The organism is Mycobacterium sp. pV006, from assembly GCF_041287115.1.
Classification (GTDB): Bacteria; Actinomycetota; Actinomycetes; order Mycobacteriales; family Mycobacteriaceae; genus Mycobacterium.
This window is the reverse complement of the sequence record NZ_JBGGKT010000006.1, coordinates 150,645-171,802: the sequence shown is the minus strand read 5'-3', so window position 1 is coordinate 171,802 and position 21,158 is coordinate 150,645. Positions and strand designations below refer to the sequence as shown.

The window sequence follows — 21,158 nt, the reverse complement described above, 5'->3', positions numbered from 1 at the left end:
CATGCAGGTGACGACCTTGTGGAGCGACTGGAACATCCGTCACGTCGCCACCCATCGAGACGGCACGGTCGCGCACAAGATCGCCGAGTTCGCCGTCGGGATGGTCCGATTCATCGTGCATCTGGCCATCTTCCGTCCGGATGTCGTCCACCTTCATGCCAGCACCCGCGGCAGCTTTCTCCGCAAATCGCTACTTTTCTGGATCAGTCGCCTCACAGGAACCCCCGTGATCATTCACATGCACGGATCGGGTTTCCCCCAGGACTACGACGACGCACCTGCTGTGGTCCAGATGCTGGTCCGCGCGACCCTGTCGCGAGCCGCGGCCTTCGTAGCCCTCGGTCAGCTGTGGGCCGACCGGATGCGAAGCATCGCCCCTGATGCGCGAATACTCGCCATTCCCAACGGTGTCCGTCCGGCAGTTCAGGTCGATCAGCGCTCGGAGGGCCCTGTGGCGGTCGTATTCCTCGGCCGGATCGGTGACCACAAGGGCACCTTCAGGCTGCTGGACGCGTGGGCCAAGCTCGTCTGCGAGCCGGGCTTCACCACGGCGGGCGGCCCTGCCGCGACGTTGACGATCGCCGGCGACGGTGAGGTGGAACGTGCCAGGCAGTACGTGACCGACATGTGTCTGGACGACACCGTCACGGTGCACGGCTGGTTGCCGGAGGACCGGGTTGCCGACCTGCTCGATGGTGCCTGCGTCCTCGTGTTGCCGTCGCGCAATGAGGGGCAGCCGATGGCAGTCCTCGAGGCGATGGCCCGGGGGCTGTGTGTGATCGCCGGCGCCGTGGGCGGGTTGCCGGAGATGATCGGTGACGGCGCCGGAATCCTTGTCCCACCAGACGATGTGGACGCACTGACCGGTGCGTTGGCGCAGGTCGTCGTGCGCGATCCCGGAAGCCGCATCCGCTACGCAGATGCGGCCTATGCCAGGGTCGGCGACCGGTTCGACACCGAGATCGTCGCGCACCGGATCGACATGCTCTACCGGGAGGTGTGCGGATGAACGAGCAGCCGATCAGAGTGACCTTCGTCGTCCCTCTCATGCAGGCAGGCGGGTCCGAACGACACCTGACCACTCTGCTGCCCCGCCTGGATCCGGCGCGCCTGCGTCCGTCGGTGGTTTGTCTCGGGGGCGAGGGCAATATGTTCGCCGACCTTGAAGCGGCGGGTATTCCGGCGACAGCGCTGAATCTCCGCAAATGGCAGGTTGTCCGCGCCGTGCGGGAGCTCGTCGCCACCTTCCGCCGAAATCGTGCCGACGTCGTTGTGATGACCGGGTACAACGCCGAGACCCTGGGACGGATCGCCGCGCGGATCGCCGGTGTCGGTCACACGATCCTGTGGGTGCACAATGCCAGTGAGATCACTCCGCGCAGCGTCGTGCACCGATTCATCGACCGTGCACTGAGCCGTTGGACCAGTGCGTATTTCGGAGTCGCGGCCGTTCAAAGACACTTTCTGGTGCACGAGCGGGGTTACGCCGCCGACAGGGTCCGGATCATCCACAACGGTGTAGACCCGGCGCTGTTCGACGGCGCCACCGACCGCAGGGTGCTGGCCGAGCTGGGTGTGACGGCGGGCGTTCCGGTGGTGGGCATCCTCGGATCGTTGCGACCGGAGAAGGACCACGCCACCTTCCTGCGTGCGGCCCGCCTGGTCGTCGACCACGTACCGGATGCCCAGTTCCTCGTCGTCGGTGACGGTCAGTGTCGTGCAGCCTTGGAAAGTTTGCGCGGAACCCTGGGACTGGCGGAGCAGGTGCACTTCGTGGGGGCACGCTCCGATATCAGCCGCATACTGTGTGCCATCGATGTTTTCGCGCTGACATCGACCACCGAATGCCTGCCGATGGCTCTGCTGGAAGCAATGGCATGTGCGCGGCCCGCAGTCTGTACCGCCGTCGGCGGCGTCGTTGAAGTACTCGACGACGGAGTGACCGGATACCTGGTTCCGTCAAAAGACCCGGAACGACTGGCGCAGCGGCTCATCGAGCTGCTGGGGAACCCATTGACCGCCCGGCGCATGGGGCGAGCCGGGCGCCGGCGCGTGGAGTCCGATTTCAGTCTCGACCGCAGCGTCGAGGCTGCCCAGAACGCGATCGAGGACCTTGTCGCCGCGCAGTACACCCGAGCGGACGGAGCGAACGCATGCTGACTCGCCACATTCTGATCCTGGTGGAAAATCTGTCGGTCCCCTTCGACCGTCGGGTCTGGCAGGAGGCCCAGGCTCTGACGGCCGCCGGCTTCAGGGTCACCGTCATCTGCCCTGTCGGCGCCGGCCTGGACACCGAGCGGGAGATCGAGATCGACGGCGTGCGCATTCTGCGCTACCCGCTGCGGCCGGCCACCGGGGGACCGAAGGGTTATCTGCGCGAATACACCCTCGCGCTCTGGCACACCGTGCGCCTCGCGTTGCACGTCCGACGTGAGGGGCGCATCGATGTGGTCCAGGCGTGCAATCCGCCGGATCTGCTGTTCCTGGTCGCACTGCTTCTGCGGCCGGGTGGGACGCGCTTCGTCTTCGACCACCACGACCTGGTCCCGGAGTTGTTCCTGTCGCGATTCGCGAGTGGCGGAGGACTTCTCCACCGCTTGACCCGGTGGGTTGAACGCGCCACCTTCGCCTGCGCCGACGCGGTGATCTCGACCAACGAGAGTTATCGCCGGGTGGCAGTAGACCGCGGGGGCATGTCACCCGACCGGGTCACTGTCGTCCGAAGCGCACCTGACCTCGACCGGTTCGTCCGGCAACAGGCCGACCCAGAGCTGCTGCGCGGCAAGAAGCACCTTCTGGCCTACCTGGGTGTGATGGGTCCGCAGGACGGGATCGACTACGCTTTGCGGGCGGTCCGGTCGTTGCGAACTGACCTGCACCGCAACGACGTTCACTGCATTTTCATGGGCTCGGGTGATGTGCTGCCCGAGATGGTGTCCCTGAGCGAGGAACTGGGGATCTCCGACATCGTGGAGTTCCCCGGGCGGGTGCCCGACGAGTTCGTCCAGCGCTGCCTGTCGACCGCTGACGTGTGCTTGTCACCGGACCCGGTCAACCCGCTCAACGACGTGTCCACGATGAACAAGGTCGTCGAGTACATGGCCATGGGAAGGCCGATCGTGTCCTTCGAGCTGGCCGAGGCGCGGGTATCGGCGGGCGCAGCCGCGATGTATGTGCCGGGAAACAATACGGCGGCCTTCGCGCGAGGAATCGACACCTTGCTGCGGGATCCTGGGCTGCGCGACCGGATGGGGGAATTCGGGCGGCGGCGCGTCGAGGAGGACCTGTCATGGGCGGTGTCCAGCCGTAATCTCGTCCGGTTCTATCAGGAGCTCCTCGAGGATTCACCGCCGTCGAAGGTGCATGTCCACGGCGGGGAAGTCGCATGAGCCGCGGCGGTGAACTGCTCTTCGTGCCACCGGCATCGGACACGGCAGAAGACACGGTCCCGGGTCGCGGCGTCGGCAGGCCCGGTCGAACGACGCAGAGCGCCATGTTCGCCGGCCCGCTGCTGCTTTATGCGCTGCTGCCGAGCCAGAACCACAACTATGCCGACGACTCGTTGTCGTGGGCCTACCAACTGACCCAGTCGGGCAACCTGATCAACAGCCACCACTTGTATCTGAATCCGATGCGGTGGTTGTACCACCTGCTGGCCGGGGTGGGCCTGCCCGTCAATCCGGTCACACTTCTGACGTGCTATTCGGCGGTGTGGGGCGCGCTCGGTCTGGCGATCCTCTACCGGTTGCTGGTCCGGGCGGGGCTGGCCCCGACGGCACTGTGGGCCACCCTGCTGTGCGCGTTCAGCGCCGGATATTGGTCGTACTCGATCGCCGGCGACGTCTACGTACCGGCAACCGCCCTGATGACTTTCGGCGTGTACTGCACGTACTGCGGGTTCACGACGCAGAGCAGAGGCGCTGCGAGGTGGTACGCCGTGGGCGCGACAGTGGCGTTCACGATGATGATCGCCCATCATCAGGCGTACGCCGTATTCGTGCTGGGAATCGCACCGGCCATCTGGCTCATGCGCGGCGCGGCCCCGACGCGACGGCTGCTGATCGGGGTCGCGGTGCCGATCGCCGTGTGCATGTTGGCGTTGGTCACGTACACGGTGGCCTACTCATCGCTACCGCAGGACGAGCAACACGGTTTCGGCCAGTTCGGGGTCGGTTACGTCGATTCGTTCGAAGCGCGAGCCGACCAGAAGCAACTCGGGGTCGGCACGGTGGTGAACATCGCCGCAGGAGAGACACGGGCGTTGGTGTCGACCAACGTGCTGTTCCGCAGTCCCGAAGTGGCGCAGGCGATCCAGGAGCGCTACCCGTACCGGGCCACCTATCCCTTCCCCTACCTGGTGCGCGATCTCTCGGCCCCGGTGGCCGCACTGGTGGGTGTCACTGCGGTAGTGACCCTCCTGCTGGTGGTGGTCCTGGCGATCCGCGGACTGTGGAGCGGCCTGCGGGACAGAGACCTGGTGCTGCTTGCCGCCCTACCGATGATTCCGCAGATGCTGTTCTTCGCCTGGTGGGAAGGCATCTCCGACGAGTTCTCGCTGTGGACCCTCCCACTGGTGGCCATCTTCGTCGCCCACGGCGCTGCTGTGATGACCCGTCCGTTGCGTAGGCTGCGCGTCGCCGTGGTCTGCATGTTCCTCAGTACGCTGCTGGGATCGGTGGGTCTCTACTGGAATCCACGCAACGACATCGACCGCGTCAACGACGGATACGTCGCCACACTGAGCTCCGGTGACCTCCTGGTCGGGTTCGAAGACATCCAGTCCGACTTCCGGATCAAACTCGCCGCCGACCTGCAGGGATTCGACTACCTGAACTTCTTCGACGTGCGTGGACCGCAGGACATGGGGAGCTTCGTCAGTGTCCTCGACGCGGCGGCCGCAGCCGGCACGCCGATCCACGTCTCACCCCGACTGACGCACCCGCCGATCAGTGCGCTGCGCTTCAAGGAATCCATCGATCCCGACTTCGAATCCCGTCGCACTGCACTACTGGGCAGGTTGGCGGTCGTGTCGACGGTGCGTTGGCAGGAGCCGGTCGTGTACTCCGCGACCTACTTCGACGGGGCCGACGATGCCTAGCCTGGCCTGGTATGCCGGTCGTGCGGCTCGCATGTCACCGGCAGAGGTGGCCTGGCGGACCGAGCGCGCGGTGGACACCCTGCTGGGCCGAGACGGGCTGCGTCCGCGGCCCGATGCCGAACTGCTCGTCGATGCCGGTGCGGACTGGACATCACTGCTCGACCAGTTCCGTGACGGCCTGAACCGGCCAGTGCTGCTCGACCGGGACCGCGCTCGCCGGGTGGCGGCGCGGCACCCCGAAGAGGTGCAGCGGCTTCTCGTCGAGGCCGAACAACTGCTGGCAGGCCGACGCACCTACCTCGGCTATGGCCCAGTCGATGTGGGCACTTCCATCGACTGGAACCTCGACCCGCACTCCGGTTATCGCTGGCCTGCGGTCCCGGGCAGCAGGATCGACCACCGGGCGGCCCCCAGCGACCCCAAGTGGATCTGGGAACTCAATCGGCTGCAGCACCTCCCGATACTCGCTCAAGCGTGGCTGCTGAGCGGCGAACAGCGATACGCCGACACCGCAACGCAACAACTGGACTCCTGGATCGACCAGAACCCGGTCGGGATCGGGATCGCCTGGCGCGGCGCCTTCGAGTCGGGGGTACGGGCAGCTTCGGTGGCCGTTGCTCTACAAGGACTCCGGTGGTCACCGACGATCACCCCGGACCGGTACCGCCGCCTGGCACACATGCTCGACGCGAGCGCCCGGTACTGTTGGCAGGCCCGCTCCCGCTTCAGCTCGGCGAACAACCATCTGATCGGCGAGATGTCAGGTCTGGCGGTCATCCACCTGCTGTTCCCGGAATTGGTCGCTCCCGCAGAGCTGTTCGACCGTGCACTGCACATCCTGGCGACCGAGGCAGAGCGCTTGATCCTTCCCGACGGTGCCGGGGCCGAGCAGTCGATCGCGTATCAGATCTTCACTGCCGAGCTGATCGCCACGGTGGTGGTGCTCATGAGGTTGGGCGGCGTGCAACCGGCCGCGGAGCTACCGGCTGCGCTGGACCGCAGTGCGCACTACCTCGCAGCTCTGGTCGGACCGTACGACCCGGACCCCCGCTACGGGGACGACGACGACAGTTTCGCCCTGCGGCTGGGGCCGGAACCGAAACGGACGGTACGACAGCACCTCGGCATCGTGGCCGCGATCACCGGCAACGGCACAGCAGCCCGGCTGGGCGAGAACACCCTCACCGCAGCCTGGTTCGCGGAGGCCACGGGTACCGATCTCGCGTACCTCGCCACGACGGCCGGGGTCTGCGGAGGCGCAGCGAGCCACTACGCCACCGACGGTGGGTTGGTGGTGATCCGGGACGGTGGGCGACGACTGACGATGGACGTCGGCCCGCTGGGCCATCTGTCGACGGCGGCGCACGGGCATGCCGACGCACTCGCCGTGACGCTCAGTAACGACGGACGGGACCTGATCGTGGACCCGGGCACCGCGAGCTTCTACGGCAACCCCGCTGTGCGATCGGCATACCGGGGAACCCGTGTCCACGCGACGGTGTGCGTCGACGATGTCGATCAGTCAGTTCCGGGTGGCGCGTTCTTCTGGCGTCGGCACGCCAGGACCACGGTGCATGCCGTGGACCTCGAGCGCGGCGTCGTCGACGCGGAGCACGACGGGTACCGGCGCCTCGCCGATCCTGTGCGCCACCGGCGCTGGGTGATTGCGCCCCCCGACGAGACGACGATGGTCGTCGTCGACCTCATCGGCGGCCGCGGTCGGCACGACATCGTGGTCGGCTGGCCCCTCCACCCCGACCTCGAGTCCCGGCCCACGACCAGCGGCCATCTCGTCTCCCGCGACGGGGCTCCCGTATTGAGCCTGTGCTACGGCGCGACGGCAGGATTCGACGTCGAACAGGTTCGAGCAGACGATGTTTCGCATCTCGGCTGGTGGTCGGAACGGCTGGAGGACCGCACACCGGCATGGATGGTCGGTGTCCGCTGTCGGGCGGTCACCCCGGTAGCAGTGATCTCACTGCTGCATACCGACGTTTCCGGGGAGTCCCTCGTGCCCGGGATCGTCCGGAGCGGTTCGACCCTGACCGCACGCTGGGTTACGCGGTGCGCGGAGAGGGTCCTGACCATCGACACCAGCCGGCCCGGCGCGGTGTTCGACATGCATTCTTCTTTCCTTCGCTGATGGGAACGGTGAGCAAATGACCGGTCAGATGGTGACGCCGGTGAGCGTCTTCGGCCTCGGGTACGTCGGTTGCGTCAGCGCGGTATGCCTGGCCGCGCGGGGACACCGGGTCGTCGGTGTCGATGTGAATCAAGAGAAGATCGACGCTCTGGCGCAAGGTAATTCGCCGGTGGTGGAGGAACAGCTGGGCGAGCTCGCCGCCGCGGCGGTGGCAACCGGGCATCTGACCGTCACCGCCGACACGGCGGCTGCCATCGCGGACAGTGATCTTTCCCTGGTCTGCGTCGGCACTCCGTCGGCTCACGGCGGGGGACTGTCCACCCAGTATCTGGAGCAGGTCACTCAAGCGATCGGGACGGCGCTGGCTGACAAGGACAGTTGGCACACCGTGGTGTATCGCAGCACCATGGTGCCGGGGACCTGTGAGAGTCTGCTCATCCCGCGGCTGGAATCCGCGTCGGGGAAGCGGGCAGGCGTCGACTTCGGCGTGTGTGTCAACCCCGAATTCCTCCGCGAGGGCACCAGCGTCCGTGACTTCTTCAGTCCGCCGAAAACCGTTGTCGGTCAGACCGATTGTCGCAGTGGCAGATCGGTGGCAGCCCTCTACGAAGGACTCCCGGGCCGACAGTTCCACGTGCCGATCAAGATCGCAGAGATGACGAAGTACGTCGACAACAGCTTCCATGCGCTCAAGGTCGGCTTCGCCAACGAGATCGGGGCGATCTGCGCGGCGTTGGGGCTGGATTCGCACGAGGTCATGGAGATCTTCCTGTCCGACACGAAGTTGAACATCAGCACCGCCTACCTACGGCCCGGGTTCGCGTTCGGCGGGTCCTGCCTTCCCAAAGACGTGCGCGCTCTGACGCACACAGCACGCCGCAACGACCTCGATGTGCCGCTGTTGGCGAACTTGTTGACCTCCAACGAGAGTCACTTGCGCCGGGCTGTCGATCTGGTCCTCGAGAGCGGGCGACATCGAATCGGGATGTTCGGCCTGTCTTTCAAACCCGGTACCGACGATCTCCGGGACAGCCCGATGCTCGAGCTCGCCGAACGCCTGCTCGGTAAGGGCTTCGACATCAAGATCTACGACCCGACGGTCGTGCTCTCCCGCCTCACCGGAGCGAACAAGACCGTCATCACCCAGCAGCTACCGCACATCGGTGACCTGCTGACGGATGACGCCGATGCGGTGTTCGACCACGGTGAACTGCTGGTCGTCGGGACGCGCGACCCGAAGGTGGTCGACGTCATCGACCGCGCCGGAGGCGACCGATTCATCGTCGACCTGGTCCGGCTTCCCGGCGCCGAGTATCTGCGCAAGACGAGCAACTACCAGGGGATCGGGTGGTGACGTGGCGATCAGCGTCGTGATGATGGGCCCGTATCCATTGGAACCGGGCATGGTCTGCGGAGGTATAGAGTCCGCGACCAGCGCGCTGGTACCCGCCCTGGCGGCCCGCGACGACATCGAGAAGGTCACGGTGCTGCGGTTTCACGACGGCGATGCGCCGACTGCGTACCGACGCGAGGGACCGAAGGTCGAGGTTCACTATCTGCGTGGTCAGCGCCGCCTGCGCGCCCTCACCGGAGCAGTGCTCGATCGACGTAAGGCCCGCAAGCTGGTAGACCGTGTCCAGCCGGATGTGGTGCACGGTCAGGAGATCGGGGTCTACGGCGACATCGCACAACGCTGTCGTTCCGACGCCGTGGTCACCGTCCATGGCATCACGCTGCCCGGATGCAGTACCGACACCATGCTCAACGCAGGTCTTCGAGGCGCCCTGCGCGACAATCTGATCCGCCGACTCGAACGGAAGGTGCTGCGTCGTGGCAAGGTCATCATCTCGATCTCGGGGTGGGACGCCGAGGTGCTCGACATTCCGCTCACCGGCACCCGGGTGGTCATACCCAACCCGATAGAACCGGAGTTCTTCACCGCGGTGAACCCGGATGGGACACCACCGCGCCTGCTGTTCGCCGGAGTGTTCACACCGAACAAGAACGCACTGGGCATCGTCAATGCCTTCGCTGCGACGCGCGAGTCGATGCCGCAGGCCACCCTGGTCCTCGTCGGACCGCAACCCGATCAGCGCTACATCGGGTTGCTCCGCAGCCGCATAGATGAACTGGGTCTCGGCGACAGCGTCGAGATGCGGGGGCCGGTCGACACCGAAAGCCTGCGACTCGAACTGATGGCCGCACGTGCCGTGGTGCTGTTCTCTCGTCAGGAGAATGCCCCAACCATCATCGCCCAGGCGATGGCTGCCGGAAAGCCCGTGGTGGCGAGCCGGGTCGGAGGCATCCCCGAGATGGTCGAGGACGGCGTGACCGGATATCTGGTCGAACCCGACGACGAGACGACGTTGGCTGAGCGGATGCTCAAGGTCCTCGCCGACGAGCGACTGTCGCGTCACCTGGGGAGCCGGGCCCGTGAAACCGCCCTGAATCGCTACGCGGCCGAGATGGTCGCGGCAAAGACCGTGGCGGCCTACCGACAGGCCCTCGATGGGGAGGAACGATGAAAACTGCGATGAAAGACCGGGCGGCCACCGTGCTGTGCGCACTCGGAGCGGCGAGGCTGGCCCGCCGGAGACGGTCGGGCAAGCTGGCCATCCTGATGTTTCACGGTGTCGAGGCCGAACCGTTGACACCGTCCTGCGACTGGGTGATCGATTCCGCGACGTTGCAGCGTGATCTGGCCTACGTACGTCGATCCTTCAACGTGCTCCCGCTCGAAGAAGCCCTGGACCGGCTCGGGAACGGGACCCTGCCCGATCGGGCCGCGGCGATCACGTTCGACGACGGCACCCGCAATCTACTGACCAACGCCGCGCCGGTCCTGCGAGAGCTCGGACTTCCTGCGGCGGTGTTCCTGGCCACCGGCCCGATGGGGACCACAGAACTGTTGTGGCCGGACCGGTTGTGGACCGCGTTCAAACAGACCGAGGTGAGCGAGATCGACCTCTCGGCCGAGGGCCTGGGTAGGTGTGCACTGCACACCGAAGTGGAACGGAACACCCTGCGGGACCAACTGATCGAGCGCTGCAAAGACCTGCCCGACGCGGTCCGCCTCGCCGGTGTGGAACGCGTTGTCACCGCGCTCGGACAGCAATCCGCCGCCCGCGGAGGACCATTTCAACTGTTGTCCTGGGCGGAGGCGCGCGAACTGGCGGCGGACGGCCTGGTGAGTTTGTACCCGCACACCGTCACCCATCCGATCCTGTCCCGCTGCGACGACGACAAGGTTGATCAAGAGATCACCCAGTCGTGCCGCGACGTCGCCTTCCACACCGGCACAGCGCCGACGATCTTCGCCTACCCGAATGGACGCGCTCAGGATTTCGACGAACGGGCAAAAGCCGTGCTGCGCAGGAACGGTGTGCGATGGGCACTGACCACGACCAATGGATTCACAGGCGCCGACAGCGATCCCCTGGAGCTACCCCGGATGGGGTTCTCGACCGACCAATCCTTCTCGGTGTTCAAGCTGAAGGTCTCGGGTTTCGCGTTGAGACCCAGCCGGAGACGTCGCAGGCCCACTGTCAAGCCGGACTCCGAGCAGGTGATCAAGAATGTCGCTGTCTGATACCGCGAACCGCCCAGGGTCGGTGCCTCTCAAACAGCACGGGGTGCGACTGCAGCCGATCACATCGGTGGACCTGCACGCCGTTGCGCGGTTCCTCCACGAGGAACTCGATCCGGCGGTGCCCGTCGACCGGTGGGCTTCGGACATCCGGCCCACCTGGACGGTCGACCAACCCAACTACGGATTCATGCTCTGCTGCCGGGACGACGTGGTCGGGGTTCACCTCGCGGTCTATTCCGAGCGCGAGATCGACGGTGTCCGACAGCGATTCTGCAATCTCGCGGCGTGGTGCGTCACCGACGCGTACCGCGCACATGCGCTGCGACTCCTTCGGGCTTTGTTGCGGCAGAGGGCGTATCACTTCACCGACCTCTCGCCCTCCACAGAGGTGGTGAAGCTCAACACCCGTCTGGGATTCATCCCACTGGACACCACCACTGTCGCCGTACCCAACCTGCCTTGGCCGCTACGTACGCGAGGTATCCGGGTGTACTCGAGCGACCGGAAGATCGAGCGCGTCCTGCACGGCGACGACCTGGCGCGCTACCGCGACCACAGAGACGCCGTCGCGGCCCGCCAAGTGGTGATCGCGCAGGGAGACAACGTCTGCCACGTGGTTTTCCGCTGTGTGCCCCGGAAGAACATCCGGCGCTTCGCTGCGCTGGTCTACGTCAGCGACCCGGACCTGTTCCGGACTGCCGCTCCGCACTTCTTCCAGCATCTGCTGCTGCGCTACGGCATGGTGGCCACGCTCATCGAAAAGCACGTCGTCGACGGTGATTTCGCGTGGTCGGCCACGGTGTCACCCAGAGCCAAGATGTTTCGCAGCGCCACCCTACGGCCCGACCAGATCGACTTTCTCTACAGCGAACTGACCAACATGCGGTGGTGAGTCGGATCGCCCCCGGACCGAGGATCGAAAGGACCGACGTCGAATGAGAAGCAATGTGCACCACCTGCTCGAGGAACACGCGTGCTCCCGCCCCGACGTCCCGGCGCTCACCTACCTCGACGAAACCGTCAGCTACAGGCGCCTGTGGGACTGCACCAGGGGCGCGGCGGCCGGACTTGCGATGCTCGGTCTGCAACGGGGTGAACGTGTCGCCGTGTATCTCGAGAAGCGCATCGACACGGTCGTGGCGATCTTCGGAACTTCGCTGGCCGGCGGAGTCTTCGTGCCGGTCAACCCGGCCCTGAGGGCGCCCCAGGTCCGCCACATCCTCGATGACTGTGCCGTCACGGTGCTGGTGACCTCGCCGACGCGGTTCGGGGTACTGCAGCAGGAGTTGCTCGACTGCCCCGGACTCCGTCATGTCGTGCTGGTCGGCACCGGTCAACAGAAGGACAATCCCCGCCGGCACTACCGAGTCCACTCGTGGCCTGTGGTTTGCGGCGAGAGTGATACGGATACCGCCCCGGTTGTCGCGGTCGAGACCGACATCGCCGCCATCCTCTACACCTCGGGTAGTACGGGTAAGCCGAAAGGCGTGGTCCTGAGCCACCGCAACCTGATCGCCGGTGCGGAGAGCGTGGCCCAGTACCTGCAGAACACTGCGGACGACGTGGTCCTCGCGGTGCTTCCACTGAGCTTCGACGCCGGTTTCAGCCAACTCACGACAGCTTTCAGCGTCGGAGCCCACGTGGTGTTGGCGAACTATCTGCGCCCCGCCGACATCCCGCGATTGTGTGCCCGCCACGGAGTGACCGCTCTGACGTGTGTTCCGCCGTTGTGGATCCAGATCGCAGAACAACCGTGGACCGCAGCGGCCGCGGTGGCGCTGCGCTACTTCGCCAACACCGGAGGGCGTCTGCCCAAGCCCACCCTCGACAAGCTGCGTGCACTGTTCCCGCTCGCCCGGCCGTTCTTGATGTACGGGCTGACCGAAGCCTTCCGCTCGACCTACCTCGACCCCGAAGAAGTCGACCGCCGACCCGACTCGATCGGCAAGGCGATTCCCGGCACGGAGATCATCGTGGCGCGTCCCGACGGTTCGGTCTGCGACCCAGGCGAGGAAGGGGAACTCGTCCACCGAGGTCCCTCGGTTGCGCTCGGGTACTGGAATGACCCCGTACGCAGTGCCGAACGGTTCAAGCCCTGGCATCTACATCCTCCCGACTGCCCCACCACCGAACGCGTGGTGTGGTCCGGTGACACGGTCGTCGCCGACGAGGAGGGCTTCCTGTACTTCGTCGGGCGTGCCGACGAGATGATCAAGACCTCGGGGTATCGCGTCAGTCCCACCGAAATCGAAGAAGTGGCCTATGCGACACAGTGGGTCGGCGGCGCCATCGCAGTGGGAGTCGCAGACGAATGTCTGGGCCAGCGGGTCGTCCTCGTCGTGAGTCCCGCCGATCCCGAATCCTTCGACACCGTCGAGCTACTCGCCGTCATGAGGGCGCATCTGCCGCTGTACATGGTGCCTTCGGAGGTGACGGTGTGGCGGGAGATCCCGCGCTCACCGAACGGCAAGTTCGACCGCAATGCGATCCGAGAGGCGCTGGGACCGTGAACAGCGCCATCGACGCGTTCGACCGGGTCGAGGGTCAGCTGGCTCCCGGCGGCATCCCCCTGGAGCGGTTGGCCGTGCGGGTGGGCGCGACACCTTTCTTCGCCTACGACCGCCGGCTGCTCACCTCCCGGGTCGAACTTCTGCGGTCGGTGCTGCCGCCGACCCTGCATATCAGTTACGCGGTCAAAGCCAACCCCATGCCCGCGGTGGTGGGGCATCTGGCGGGCCTGGTGGATGCGATGGACGTCGCTTCGGCGGCCGAGATGACAACGGCATTGAACACGGGGATACGCGCGGACCGGGTCAGTTTCGCGGGCCCGGGAAAGACCGAGGCCGAGATCGAGCAGGCGGTTGCCGCGGGCGTCGTCCTGGAGATCGAGTCCGAGACCGAGGCTGAGCGCATCGTGAAGACCGGTGAGCGACTGGGGATCCGACCCGCGGTGGCGCTGCGTGTCAACCCGGACTTCCAGGTCAAGGGCGCCGGTATGCGGATGGGGGGCGGACCGCAGCAGTTCGGCGTCGACGTCGAACTCGTACCGGACCTACTTGCACGCCTGGTCGCCGCCGATGTGGAAATGCTCGGCTTTCATGTGTTCGCGGGATCGCAGAATCTGAGGGCCGACATTCTTTCCGCGGCACAACGGCACACCGTGGAACTGGTGGTCGCTTTGGCGGACTTGCTGCCCACACCGGTGCGATACCTCAATCTGGGTGGCGGTTTCGGTATTCCGTATTTCGCCAAGGACACCGCACTCGACGTCGGCGCTATCGGTGCAGACCTCGCGGAGCTCCTGGAAACCCGACTGGCCCCGAACCTGCCCCAGGCCGAGGTCGTGCTCGAGTTGGGTCGGTATCTGGTCGGTGAGTGCGGTGTGTACGTCACGCGCGTCGTCGACCGGAAGCGCTCGCGGGGACGCGAGTTCGCGGTGGTCGACGGCGGGATGCACCACCAACTGGCTGCCTCGGGCAACCTCGGACAAGTGATCAGGCGGAACTATCCGATCGCGGTGGGCAACCGGATCGACGAGCCCGCGGAGGAGACGGTCACCGTTGTCGGCTGCCTGTGCACGCCGCTCGATCTGATCGGAGACGAGGTGATGCTGCCATCGATTCAGGTCGGTGATCTCATCGTGGTCTTCCAAGCCGGTGCATACGGGTTGACCGCCAGCCCGACTGCCTTTCTCGGCCATCCGCACCCGGCCGAAGTGCTCGTCTAACCATCTGAAAACAACTGGGAGGGAATGAAATGCAATACAGGGACGCGACACTTCGCGGGGTCATCGGGGTCATCGTGGCGACACTGGGTCTGGGTGATCGTGCCGAGACGCTGACCGGGTCCACTCCGCTGCTGAACAGCATGCCCGAACTGCACTCGATGGCGGTGGTTGCCCTGGCGGTCGCACTCGAGCGTGAGTTCGATTTGGAGATCGACGACGAGGATCTCACCGGGGAGGTATTCGAGACCGTCGGCACCCTGGCGGCCTTCGTCGAAGCAAGCGCTCGGTCGCACCTGGAATCGTGGCCGGAAGTGAGTTAGATCGTCATGCCGACTCTGGTAATCGCCTCGACGCGCGTCGACATCATGTCGAACGGGACGGACCTGCGGACCCGACCACTCTGTGAGTTGATCCCGGACGCGCGCCACTTGTTGGTGGTCCCGTTGTACCCGCTGCCGGCGGTCAGCCCCTCGACAGGCATGGATCCGGGGGTATTCGACACTGTGACCGAGTGTCCGCCGTTGCTCGACGGTCCGCGGTCGCTACGGCGTCACCTACGCCTGAGCGACGACCATTACCTGGAAACCAGTCGACGGGAACAGTTCGCGGCGGCGCGACGAACGCTGGAAGACCTGATGCGAGCACACGGCATCGACAGGATCGCGGTATTCGGTGCCGAGGTCGCAGAGTTGGTGGCCGACGTCAGGGGTTGCCCGAAGGTGTTGGATCTCTGCGACAGCATGGCCTTGCGATCGAGTCGCGCGATACGTCATGGCGGCTGGAATCACTGTCGGGTGTTCGGCGAACTTGTCGACCTGTGGCGGGTCCGTCGGACCGAGTCGCGACTACCGGAACTCTTCGATCAGGTCGTCACTGCATCAGCCGCCGATACCGCCGAGATCAAGCGGCTCTGTGGGGGACGGACGAACGTGCTCACCGTGCCCAACGGAGTCGACGAATCGTATCTCGCTCCACTACCCCTACCGGGACATCGCCGTGCCGTCGTGTTCTGGGGCAACCTGGACTTCGAACCGAACATTGCTGCGCTGCGGTATTTCTTCGACGAGGTGTGGTCTCCGCGGCTGCGTTCGGAGGGTGTCGCCGTGCTGGTGGTGGGCGGCAACGCCCCGTCATGGCTGGAGAGGATGGCGGAGCGGGAGCCGCTGATCCGGTTGTCCGGCTTCGTGTCCGATCTACGTGCTGCGGTGACGTCCTATCCCGTGATGATCAACCCGATGCAGACCGGAAGTGGCATCAAGAACAAGGTCCTGGAGGCCTTCGGTATGGGCATCGTCGTGGTGTCCACGCCGCGCGGCGTCGAGGCGATGCCTGACGTGATCGATGGTGTGCATCTTGCGATCGCCGACGGAGGTGACGCCTTCGCTGCGGCGGTACTCGACCTTCTCGACGATCCGGCGCGTCGACTACGGCTGCGAGCCAACGCAAACGCACTCCTGCACACCTGTTACCCGTGGGGTGTCGCCGCGGCAGGATGGCGGGATCTCTTCGAGGTCGGATCCCTGGAAACCACGACATGACCGAAGGCGACGTGGTGACACCGGGTGCGCTGTCGGGCACGCTACGACGCGGTGCGGCCATCGCGACGGGAATGCTCGTCTTCACCCAACTGGTGTCACTGGGCCAGACGCTCATCCTGGCCAGGCTCCTCGAGCCGGTCGAGGTCGGCTGGTTCGCGGCCGGCACCGTGCTGTCCGGCTTTCTGGTCACCTTCGCCGAGGGTGGAATGGCCAATGCATTGGTGCAGCGGCGTGATCGACTCGACGACGTGACCGCCACCGTTTTCTGGTCGACGCTGCTGGCCGGCGTGGGCTGGGCTCTGCTCGCCCTGGCCTGCGCACCGCTGATGGCGCGACTGTTCGGCGACGAGATCGTCGGCCTCATCGCGGCGGTCACATCCGGCACCATCGTGCTGCACGCGTTGACCTATGTGCCGGATGCGTTGATGCAGCGACGGTTCGACTTCAGGGAACGCTACATCGTCCAGCCTGTCACCGCACTGACCTTCGCACTGACATCGGTCACACTGTGCGCCAAGGGCTTCGGTGTCTGGGGCTTGGTCGTCGGGTCCTATTGCTCGATAACGGCGTGGTTGGTTGCGAGCTGGGTTCTGGCAGGTTGGCGTCCCGGGGTGCGGGGGCGCCCGTCGTTCGCACTGTGGCGCGAACTGGCCGGCTTCTCCCTGCCGCTGGTGGTGTGGAACGTCATCAATCAGGCCCGCGAACTGATCGAAACCGCGGTGGTGGGCGCAATGTTGAATGCCACAGCCCTCGGCTACTACCGGTACGGGCGCCGGCTGGGTTCCCTGCCGGAGATCGCGGTCATCGACGTCGCCTCCTACGTGCTGTTCCCCGCGTTTTCCCGCCTCGCCACCGATACCCAGCGGTTCGCGAACGCGTTCCTGCGTGCGCTGCAGGTGCTGTGGTGTCTCATCGTCCCGGTGGCCTTGTTCATCGTCGCGGCCGGCGAACCATTGGTCACCGTTCTCCTCGGCGAGAAGTGGCGGGGCGCCGGATTCATGCTCGTCGCTCTCGCCGGTGTCGGTCCGGGCGTCGCACTGATGGCGGTCGGTATGGAGTCGATCAAGGGTGTCGGATGCACCCGGCGGTTGCACTGGGTGACCATCGTCAGCACCGTGCTGGGGATCAGCCTGCTGTTCGGACTGCTCCCGATGGGACTGACGGGGGTGGGGTTGGCCCTGTCGGCGTCGTCGTTGACCGCCGGAGTGCTCAGCCTGCTTCTCGCTCGGCCCCTTGCAGGGGTGTCATACGGCGATCTCCTGCATCGCCTGATCCCGCCGCTTCTGGTTGCGGCCGCTCCGGCCTTGGCCCTCGGAGTGTTGGAACACACGGTCGCCCACTCCGATGAGCGTGGCTTCCTGTTGGGGGTCGCACTGATGGTGGGCCAGGGCGTGGGTTACCTCGCCCTCTACGGTGCCGGCCTGGCGGCGTTCGTGCCGGCTGCATGGAACGAGTTGGTGTCTGCGGTGCGTCAATTGCGTCGCCGTGGCACAGAGCCCACGGAGGAATGGTGATGGCGGGTCTGCGGATTGTTCTCAGTGCGGTGGTGGTGATCGCCACCACCATGGCTGCGGGTTGCGTCGGCGGGATCGCGTTGCCGCGCGGCAAGGCCGAGTTGTTGTTCATCGGCGACTACTCGACCGGTGATTTCAGCCAGTGGCCGAGCGTGCAGAACCGTGATTACAACGGTTCGGGGGCGCGTTACGTTCCGTCGTACCCGGCAACGGTGGTCAGCGACCCGGTGAAAGGTCATGCCGCGCGCTTCGAAGTGCGCTCGGGGGACTGGTCGGGCTTTGCCGGCGGCGAACGTTCGGACGTCGGGTCCAACTCCGGTGACACCGGCGGTCGAGAGGGCCAGACGCGCTGGTATGCGTTCTCCACGATGTTCGATCCCAGCTTCCCGCGGAACCATGCCGAGTTGGGCTGGGGGGTGACCAACGGTTGGCACCCGAACTCCAGCAGGGGCAGCGCCGCGTTCGAGTGGAGCGTCGGAACGCGAAGCGGGTACTGGACACTCGACATCGAAGAACAGAACAGCCCGGGTGACTACCGAGACAGCCGAACCGTCTTCGAGACGCCGCTGGCTGTCGGAACCTGGCACGACATCAAGATGGAGGTGAACTGGTCGACCGACCCGACACAGGGATGGATCAGACTGTGGCACAACGGTTCCCGACAAGCATTTGCGGACGGCTCGGACACCTACTTTCTCAGCACACTCGTCCCGGGCACCACCACCTGCTATTACAAAGAGGGTTACTACCGGCAAGCCGCGCGGCCCACCGGAATCGTGTACCACACCGGGTTCCGTGCCGCAGCCGACGAAGGTGGGCTCTGAGCGGACGATCTGTCCTCATGCCGGCAGCGTGATGCTCTGCGGATCGCGTCCGTCGAGGAAGATTCGCGCCCACACCTCGAGGGTCAGCAGACTCCAGAGTTCCTTGCCGAAGTCATAGCGTCCGCTGCGGTGGAGGTCGAGCGCACGTCGTACCCGTACCGGATCGACCAGCGCGTCGCGGCGCGCTTCGGGGCCCGAGGTCAGCCGGTCCAGCGCGGTTCCCAAGCTGCCGCGGAACCAGGAGCAGATGGGCACGGTGAAGCCGACCTTCTTGCGGGATAGTAGATCTGCGGGAACTCGTCGGTGTGCCACCTCGCGCACCACCAACTTCGCGTGCCGCGGGGAGGCTTTGAGTTGCACGGGTAGCCGTGCCGCGAACTCCGCCAGTCGGTGATCGAGCAGCGGCATCCGTCCCTCGATCGACGCCGCCATCGTCATCTTGTCCCCGCGGACCAAGAGGTTGTCGACGAGGTAGCTCTCCACATCGAGCGCCAACATGCGATCGAGAGGATCCAGGTCGGCGTCGAGGTCGGAGAACAGATCGTCCAGGGGGCGCAGACCATCGGATGTCAGACCTGCCGAGGGGTCGGAGCCGAACCATGCGGGCCACCGCCGACCGGGCGCGTCGGTGGCCAGCGCATTGACCGCCATTCGGCCCCGCCGCGGTAGCCGGTGCCAGTTCGCCAGCTGCCGCAGACGTTGTTCGCCGAACGTCGCACGGACCGGTCGCCCGGCGGCGGCGAGCAGGGCATCGACGCGGTACTTGGGGTAGCCGCCGAACAATTCGTCACCGCCTTCACCAGAGAGAACCACCGTGACGTGTTCGGCGGCCATGCGCGACAACGCCAGCAGGGGGATCTCCGAAGGTTCGGCCAGTGGTTCGTCTCGGTGCCAGACCGCCGTCGGCATCAGGGCGAGGAACTCGGCCGGTCCCATCCGGGTCTCGTGGTGACGGGTGTGGAACGCCTGTGCGGTGGATCGGGCTGCCGCGAGCTCGTCGCCGGCCCAACCTTCGTCGAACCCGATCGAGAAGGTGCGCACCGGTTCGTCCATCAGCTCGGACATGAACGACAGCACGGTGCTGCTGTCGAGCCCCCCGGACAGAAAGCAGCCCAGCGGGACGTCACTGACCAGACGCAGACCGACTGCGCTGCGCATCAGGGTCTCGACCTCGTCTGCCGCTTCTCTCAGAGTGATCGCGGCCTTCGGTGCGTAGTTCAGCCGCCACCAGCGGTCGATCGTGGTCCCGGACCTGTCCAGGACCATCTTGTGCCCCGCCGGGAGTTGGTGGACATCGCGGAAAAGCGTGCGTGGACTCGGGACGTAGCGCAGCGCCAGGTACTGCTCCAACGCGGTGTCGTCAACGTCGGCGGACACCCCGGCGGCCAGGACTGCCTTGACTTCCGAGCCGAACACCACCTCCTTCCCGAGGTGGGCGTAATACAGCGGCTTCTTGCCGAAACGGTCGCGCGCCAGCAGAAGTCGTCGGCGGTTGGCGTCCCAGAGGGCGAGCGCGAACATCCCCACGAGCCTGTGCAGCACGTCATCGCCCCACTGCTCGTAACCGTGAACGAGGACCTCGGTGTCACAGCGGGTCGCGAAGCGATGGCCGAACCGCTCGAGCTCGGCGCGGAGTGCACCGAAGTTGTAGATCTCTCCGTTGAACACCACGGCCACCGAGCCGTCCTCGTTGAAGATCGGTTGATCTCCGCCCGCGAGGTCGATGATGGCCAGCCGGCGCATTCCCATCGCGAGTCCCGGCTGTTCGAAGCGCCCTTGGGCGTCGGGGCCACGGTGGTAGATCGCATCCGACATGCGGCGCAGCCGCGCCGGATCGCACGACCGATCATCGGTGTTCCATATGCCGCAAATGCCACACACCGCTAGCCCCCCCAGGGCCGGGACCTCTCACTCGAGGCGTATGGGCACAGATTGTGTCAAGGTTTGCCGGAACGCGCCGTGTAATACCAATCTTCTGTCGGCTCGGACCCGCCTACTACGCTTGGCCAGATGAGCTCCTCCGAGCCACCGCCCTCCGACGACGACACCGGTCCGCTGCATGTCGACCGGGTGCGGGCCGCAGCAGCCGACCGCCCCGGCGGACCTTATGACGCACCGCTGTCGGTGACACCCCGTCCGCTGCAACGGGACCGCCGTCCCGTCGTACTGATCGGAGCGGCGACCGTCGCGGTCGTGGCGCTCGGGGTACTCGCGTGGTCGTTCTGGCCCTCGTCGGAACAACCGGAGGCCGCTGTGGCCGACAGCCCCGGTGTCACTTCGAAGCCACCGGAGGAAGATTTGCAGGAACGGCTCCTGAACCTGTTGCCGCGCGGCTATCCCCAAGGCGCCTGCACGCCGGTGGTGCCGCCGAAAGGTGCTCTGGCACAGGTGAGTTGCACGGAGAACACCGATCCGGGCGGACCCTTGACCGCCACCTACACGCTGGCCCGCGACGACGACGGACTTGCAGACATGTTCGAGGAAGTCATCGCGACCTCGTCGGTGGTGAACTGTCCGGGCAACATCCAGTCGCCGGGACCATGGCGGCGCAACGCCACCCCGGACCAGGAAGCAGGCACGCTGGTATGCGGCTTCCAACAGAGCAGGCCGACGGTCGCCTGGACCACGACGGCAGATCAGCTGCTCAGTGAGATCCACTCGGGACCGCAGGGGCCCAACATGGTCCAGCTCTACAGCTGGTGGTCGTCACACTCCTGACCGGCCG

The 21,158-nt window shown here is 65.8% G+C and carries 17 protein-coding genes; 16 read left to right on the top strand and 1 reads right to left on the bottom strand.

The window, feature by feature from the left end; translation table 11 throughout:
- Position 1 precedes the first annotated feature (1 nt).
- The 15 genes from ACAG25_RS11835 to ACAG25_RS11765 are packed head-to-tail and all read left to right on the top strand — an operon-like array spanning position 2 to position 18,433.
- The gene (locus ACAG25_RS11835; RefSeq protein ID WP_370488634.1) at positions 2 to 1,009 is read left to right on the top strand and encodes a glycosyltransferase family 4 protein; all 1,008 of its coding nucleotides are present in this window, start codon (positions 2 to 4) and stop codon (positions 1,007 to 1,009) included.
- Positions 1,006 to 2,160 (top strand): glycosyltransferase, encoded by a 1,155-nt coding sequence (locus ACAG25_RS11830; RefSeq protein ID WP_370488633.1) that lies wholly within the window; start codon positions 1,006 to 1,008, stop codon positions 2,158 to 2,160. Before ACAG25_RS11835 ends, ACAG25_RS11830 begins: the two co-directional genes overlap by 4 nt.
- Entirely contained in the window at positions 2,154 to 3,389 is a 1,236-nt protein-coding gene (locus ACAG25_RS11825) for a glycosyltransferase family 4 protein (protein ID WP_370488632.1), read from the top strand. Before ACAG25_RS11830 ends, ACAG25_RS11825 begins: the two co-directional genes overlap by 7 nt.
- Entirely contained in the window at positions 3,386 to 5,098 is a 1,713-nt protein-coding gene (locus ACAG25_RS11820) for an ArnT family glycosyltransferase (protein ID WP_370488631.1), read from the top strand. The genes ACAG25_RS11825 and ACAG25_RS11820 overlap by 4 nt, the downstream gene beginning before the upstream one ends.
- A gap of 31 nt (positions 5,099 to 5,129) precedes the next feature.
- Positions 5,130 to 7,241 carry an alginate lyase family protein gene (locus tag ACAG25_RS11815; RefSeq protein WP_370488630.1) on the top strand — a complete coding sequence of 704 codons (2,112 nt, stop codon included), beginning with the start codon at positions 5,130 to 5,132 and terminating at the stop codon, positions 7,239 to 7,241.
- A 16-nt stretch (positions 7,242 to 7,257) separates the two neighbouring features.
- Complete coding sequence (locus ACAG25_RS11810) at positions 7,258 to 8,595, top strand: nucleotide sugar dehydrogenase (protein WP_370488629.1); 1,338 nt, start codon at positions 7,258 to 7,260, stop codon at positions 8,593 to 8,595.
- A 1-nt stretch (position 8,596) separates the two neighbouring features.
- Positions 8,597 to 9,766, top strand: a complete 1,170-nt coding sequence (locus ACAG25_RS11805) for a glycosyltransferase family 4 protein (protein ID WP_370488628.1) — start codon at positions 8,597 to 8,599, stop codon at positions 9,764 to 9,766.
- Positions 9,763 to 10,830, top strand: coding sequence for a polysaccharide deacetylase family protein (locus ACAG25_RS11800; RefSeq protein ID WP_370488627.1), 1,068 nt, complete (start codon positions 9,763 to 9,765; stop codon positions 10,828 to 10,830). The genes ACAG25_RS11805 and ACAG25_RS11800 overlap by 4 nt, the downstream gene beginning before the upstream one ends.
- 22 nt (positions 10,831 to 10,852) lie before the next feature.
- A complete protein-coding gene (locus ACAG25_RS11795; protein ID WP_370488626.1) occupies positions 10,853 to 11,722 on the top strand; it encodes a hypothetical protein in 870 nt (289 codons plus the stop codon).
- A gap of 43 nt (positions 11,723 to 11,765) precedes the next feature.
- A complete protein-coding gene (locus ACAG25_RS11790) occupies positions 11,766 to 13,340 on the top strand; it encodes an acyl-CoA ligase (AMP-forming), exosortase A system-associated (protein WP_370488625.1) in 1,575 nt (524 codons plus the stop codon).
- Positions 13,337 to 14,557, top strand: coding sequence for a pyridoxal-dependent decarboxylase, exosortase A system-associated (locus tag ACAG25_RS11785; protein WP_370488624.1), 1,221 nt, complete (start codon positions 13,337 to 13,339; stop codon positions 14,555 to 14,557). The genes ACAG25_RS11790 and ACAG25_RS11785 overlap by 4 nt, the downstream gene beginning before the upstream one ends.
- Before the next feature lie 29 nt (positions 14,558 to 14,586).
- On the top strand, positions 14,587 to 14,877 hold the full coding sequence (locus tag ACAG25_RS11780; RefSeq protein WP_370488623.1) for an acyl carrier protein: 291 nt from the start codon (positions 14,587 to 14,589) through the stop codon (positions 14,875 to 14,877).
- Positions 14,878 to 14,883: 6 nt separating this feature from the next.
- Positions 14,884 to 16,095, top strand: a complete 1,212-nt coding sequence (locus tag ACAG25_RS11775; protein WP_370488622.1) for a glycosyltransferase — start codon at positions 14,884 to 14,886, stop codon at positions 16,093 to 16,095.
- Positions 16,092 to 17,609, top strand: a complete 1,518-nt coding sequence (locus tag ACAG25_RS11770) for an oligosaccharide flippase family protein (protein WP_370488621.1) — start codon at positions 16,092 to 16,094, stop codon at positions 17,607 to 17,609. The genes ACAG25_RS11775 and ACAG25_RS11770 overlap by 4 nt, the downstream gene beginning before the upstream one ends.
- Positions 17,609 to 18,433 carry a polysaccharide lyase gene (locus ACAG25_RS11765; RefSeq protein WP_370488620.1) on the top strand — a complete coding sequence of 275 codons (825 nt, stop codon included), beginning with the start codon at positions 17,609 to 17,611 and terminating at the stop codon, positions 18,431 to 18,433. The genes ACAG25_RS11770 and ACAG25_RS11765 overlap by 1 nt, the downstream gene beginning before the upstream one ends.
- Before the next feature lie 15 nt (positions 18,434 to 18,448).
- Here ACAG25_RS11765 and asnB read toward each other — a convergent pair whose 3' ends face one another.
- Positions 18,449 to 20,314 carry an asparagine synthase (glutamine-hydrolyzing) gene (gene asnB, locus ACAG25_RS11760; RefSeq protein WP_370488619.1) on the bottom strand — a complete coding sequence of 622 codons (1,866 nt, stop codon included), beginning with the start codon at positions 20,312 to 20,314 and terminating at the stop codon, positions 18,449 to 18,451.
- Between the two features lie 129 nt (positions 20,315 to 20,443).
- Between asnB and ACAG25_RS11755 the strand changes: the two genes are divergently transcribed.
- Positions 20,444 to 21,151, top strand: coding sequence for a hypothetical protein (locus tag ACAG25_RS11755; protein WP_370488618.1), 708 nt, complete (start codon positions 20,444 to 20,446; stop codon positions 21,149 to 21,151).
- The last annotated feature ends 7 nt before the right edge of the window (positions 21,152 to 21,158 follow it).

Coding starts and splice junctions, on each gene's coding strand:
- ACAG25_RS11810 (WP_370488629.1), top strand. CDS start 7,258: ATGACCGGTCAGATGGTGACGCCGGTGAGCGTCTTCGGCCTCGGGTAC.
- ACAG25_RS11780 (WP_370488623.1), top strand. CDS start 14,587: ATGCAATACAGGGACGCGACACTTCGCGGGGTCATCGGGGTCATCGTG.
- ACAG25_RS11765 (WP_370488620.1), top strand. CDS start 17,609: ATGGCGGGTCTGCGGATTGTTCTCAGTGCGGTGGTGGTGATCGCCACC.
- ACAG25_RS11835 (WP_370488634.1), top strand. CDS start 2: ATGCAGGTGACGACCTTGTGGAGCGACTGGAACATCCGTCACGTCGCC.
- ACAG25_RS11790 (WP_370488625.1), top strand. CDS start 11,766: ATGAGAAGCAATGTGCACCACCTGCTCGAGGAACACGCGTGCTCCCGC.
- ACAG25_RS11770 (WP_370488621.1), top strand. CDS start 16,092: ATGACCGAAGGCGACGTGGTGACACCGGGTGCGCTGTCGGGCACGCTA.
- ACAG25_RS11815 (WP_370488630.1), top strand. CDS start 5,130: ATGTCACCGGCAGAGGTGGCCTGGCGGACCGAGCGCGCGGTGGACACC.
- ACAG25_RS11820 (WP_370488631.1), top strand. CDS start 3,386: ATGAGCCGCGGCGGTGAACTGCTCTTCGTGCCACCGGCATCGGACACG.
- ACAG25_RS11775 (WP_370488622.1), top strand. CDS start 14,884: ATGCCGACTCTGGTAATCGCCTCGACGCGCGTCGACATCATGTCGAAC.
- ACAG25_RS11825 (WP_370488632.1), top strand. CDS start 2,154: ATGCTGACTCGCCACATTCTGATCCTGGTGGAAAATCTGTCGGTCCCC.
- ACAG25_RS11755 (WP_370488618.1), top strand. CDS start 20,444: ATGAGCTCCTCCGAGCCACCGCCCTCCGACGACGACACCGGTCCGCTG.
- ACAG25_RS11800 (WP_370488627.1), top strand. CDS start 9,763: ATGAAAACTGCGATGAAAGACCGGGCGGCCACCGTGCTGTGCGCACTC.
- ACAG25_RS11830 (WP_370488633.1), top strand. CDS start 1,006: ATGAACGAGCAGCCGATCAGAGTGACCTTCGTCGTCCCTCTCATGCAG.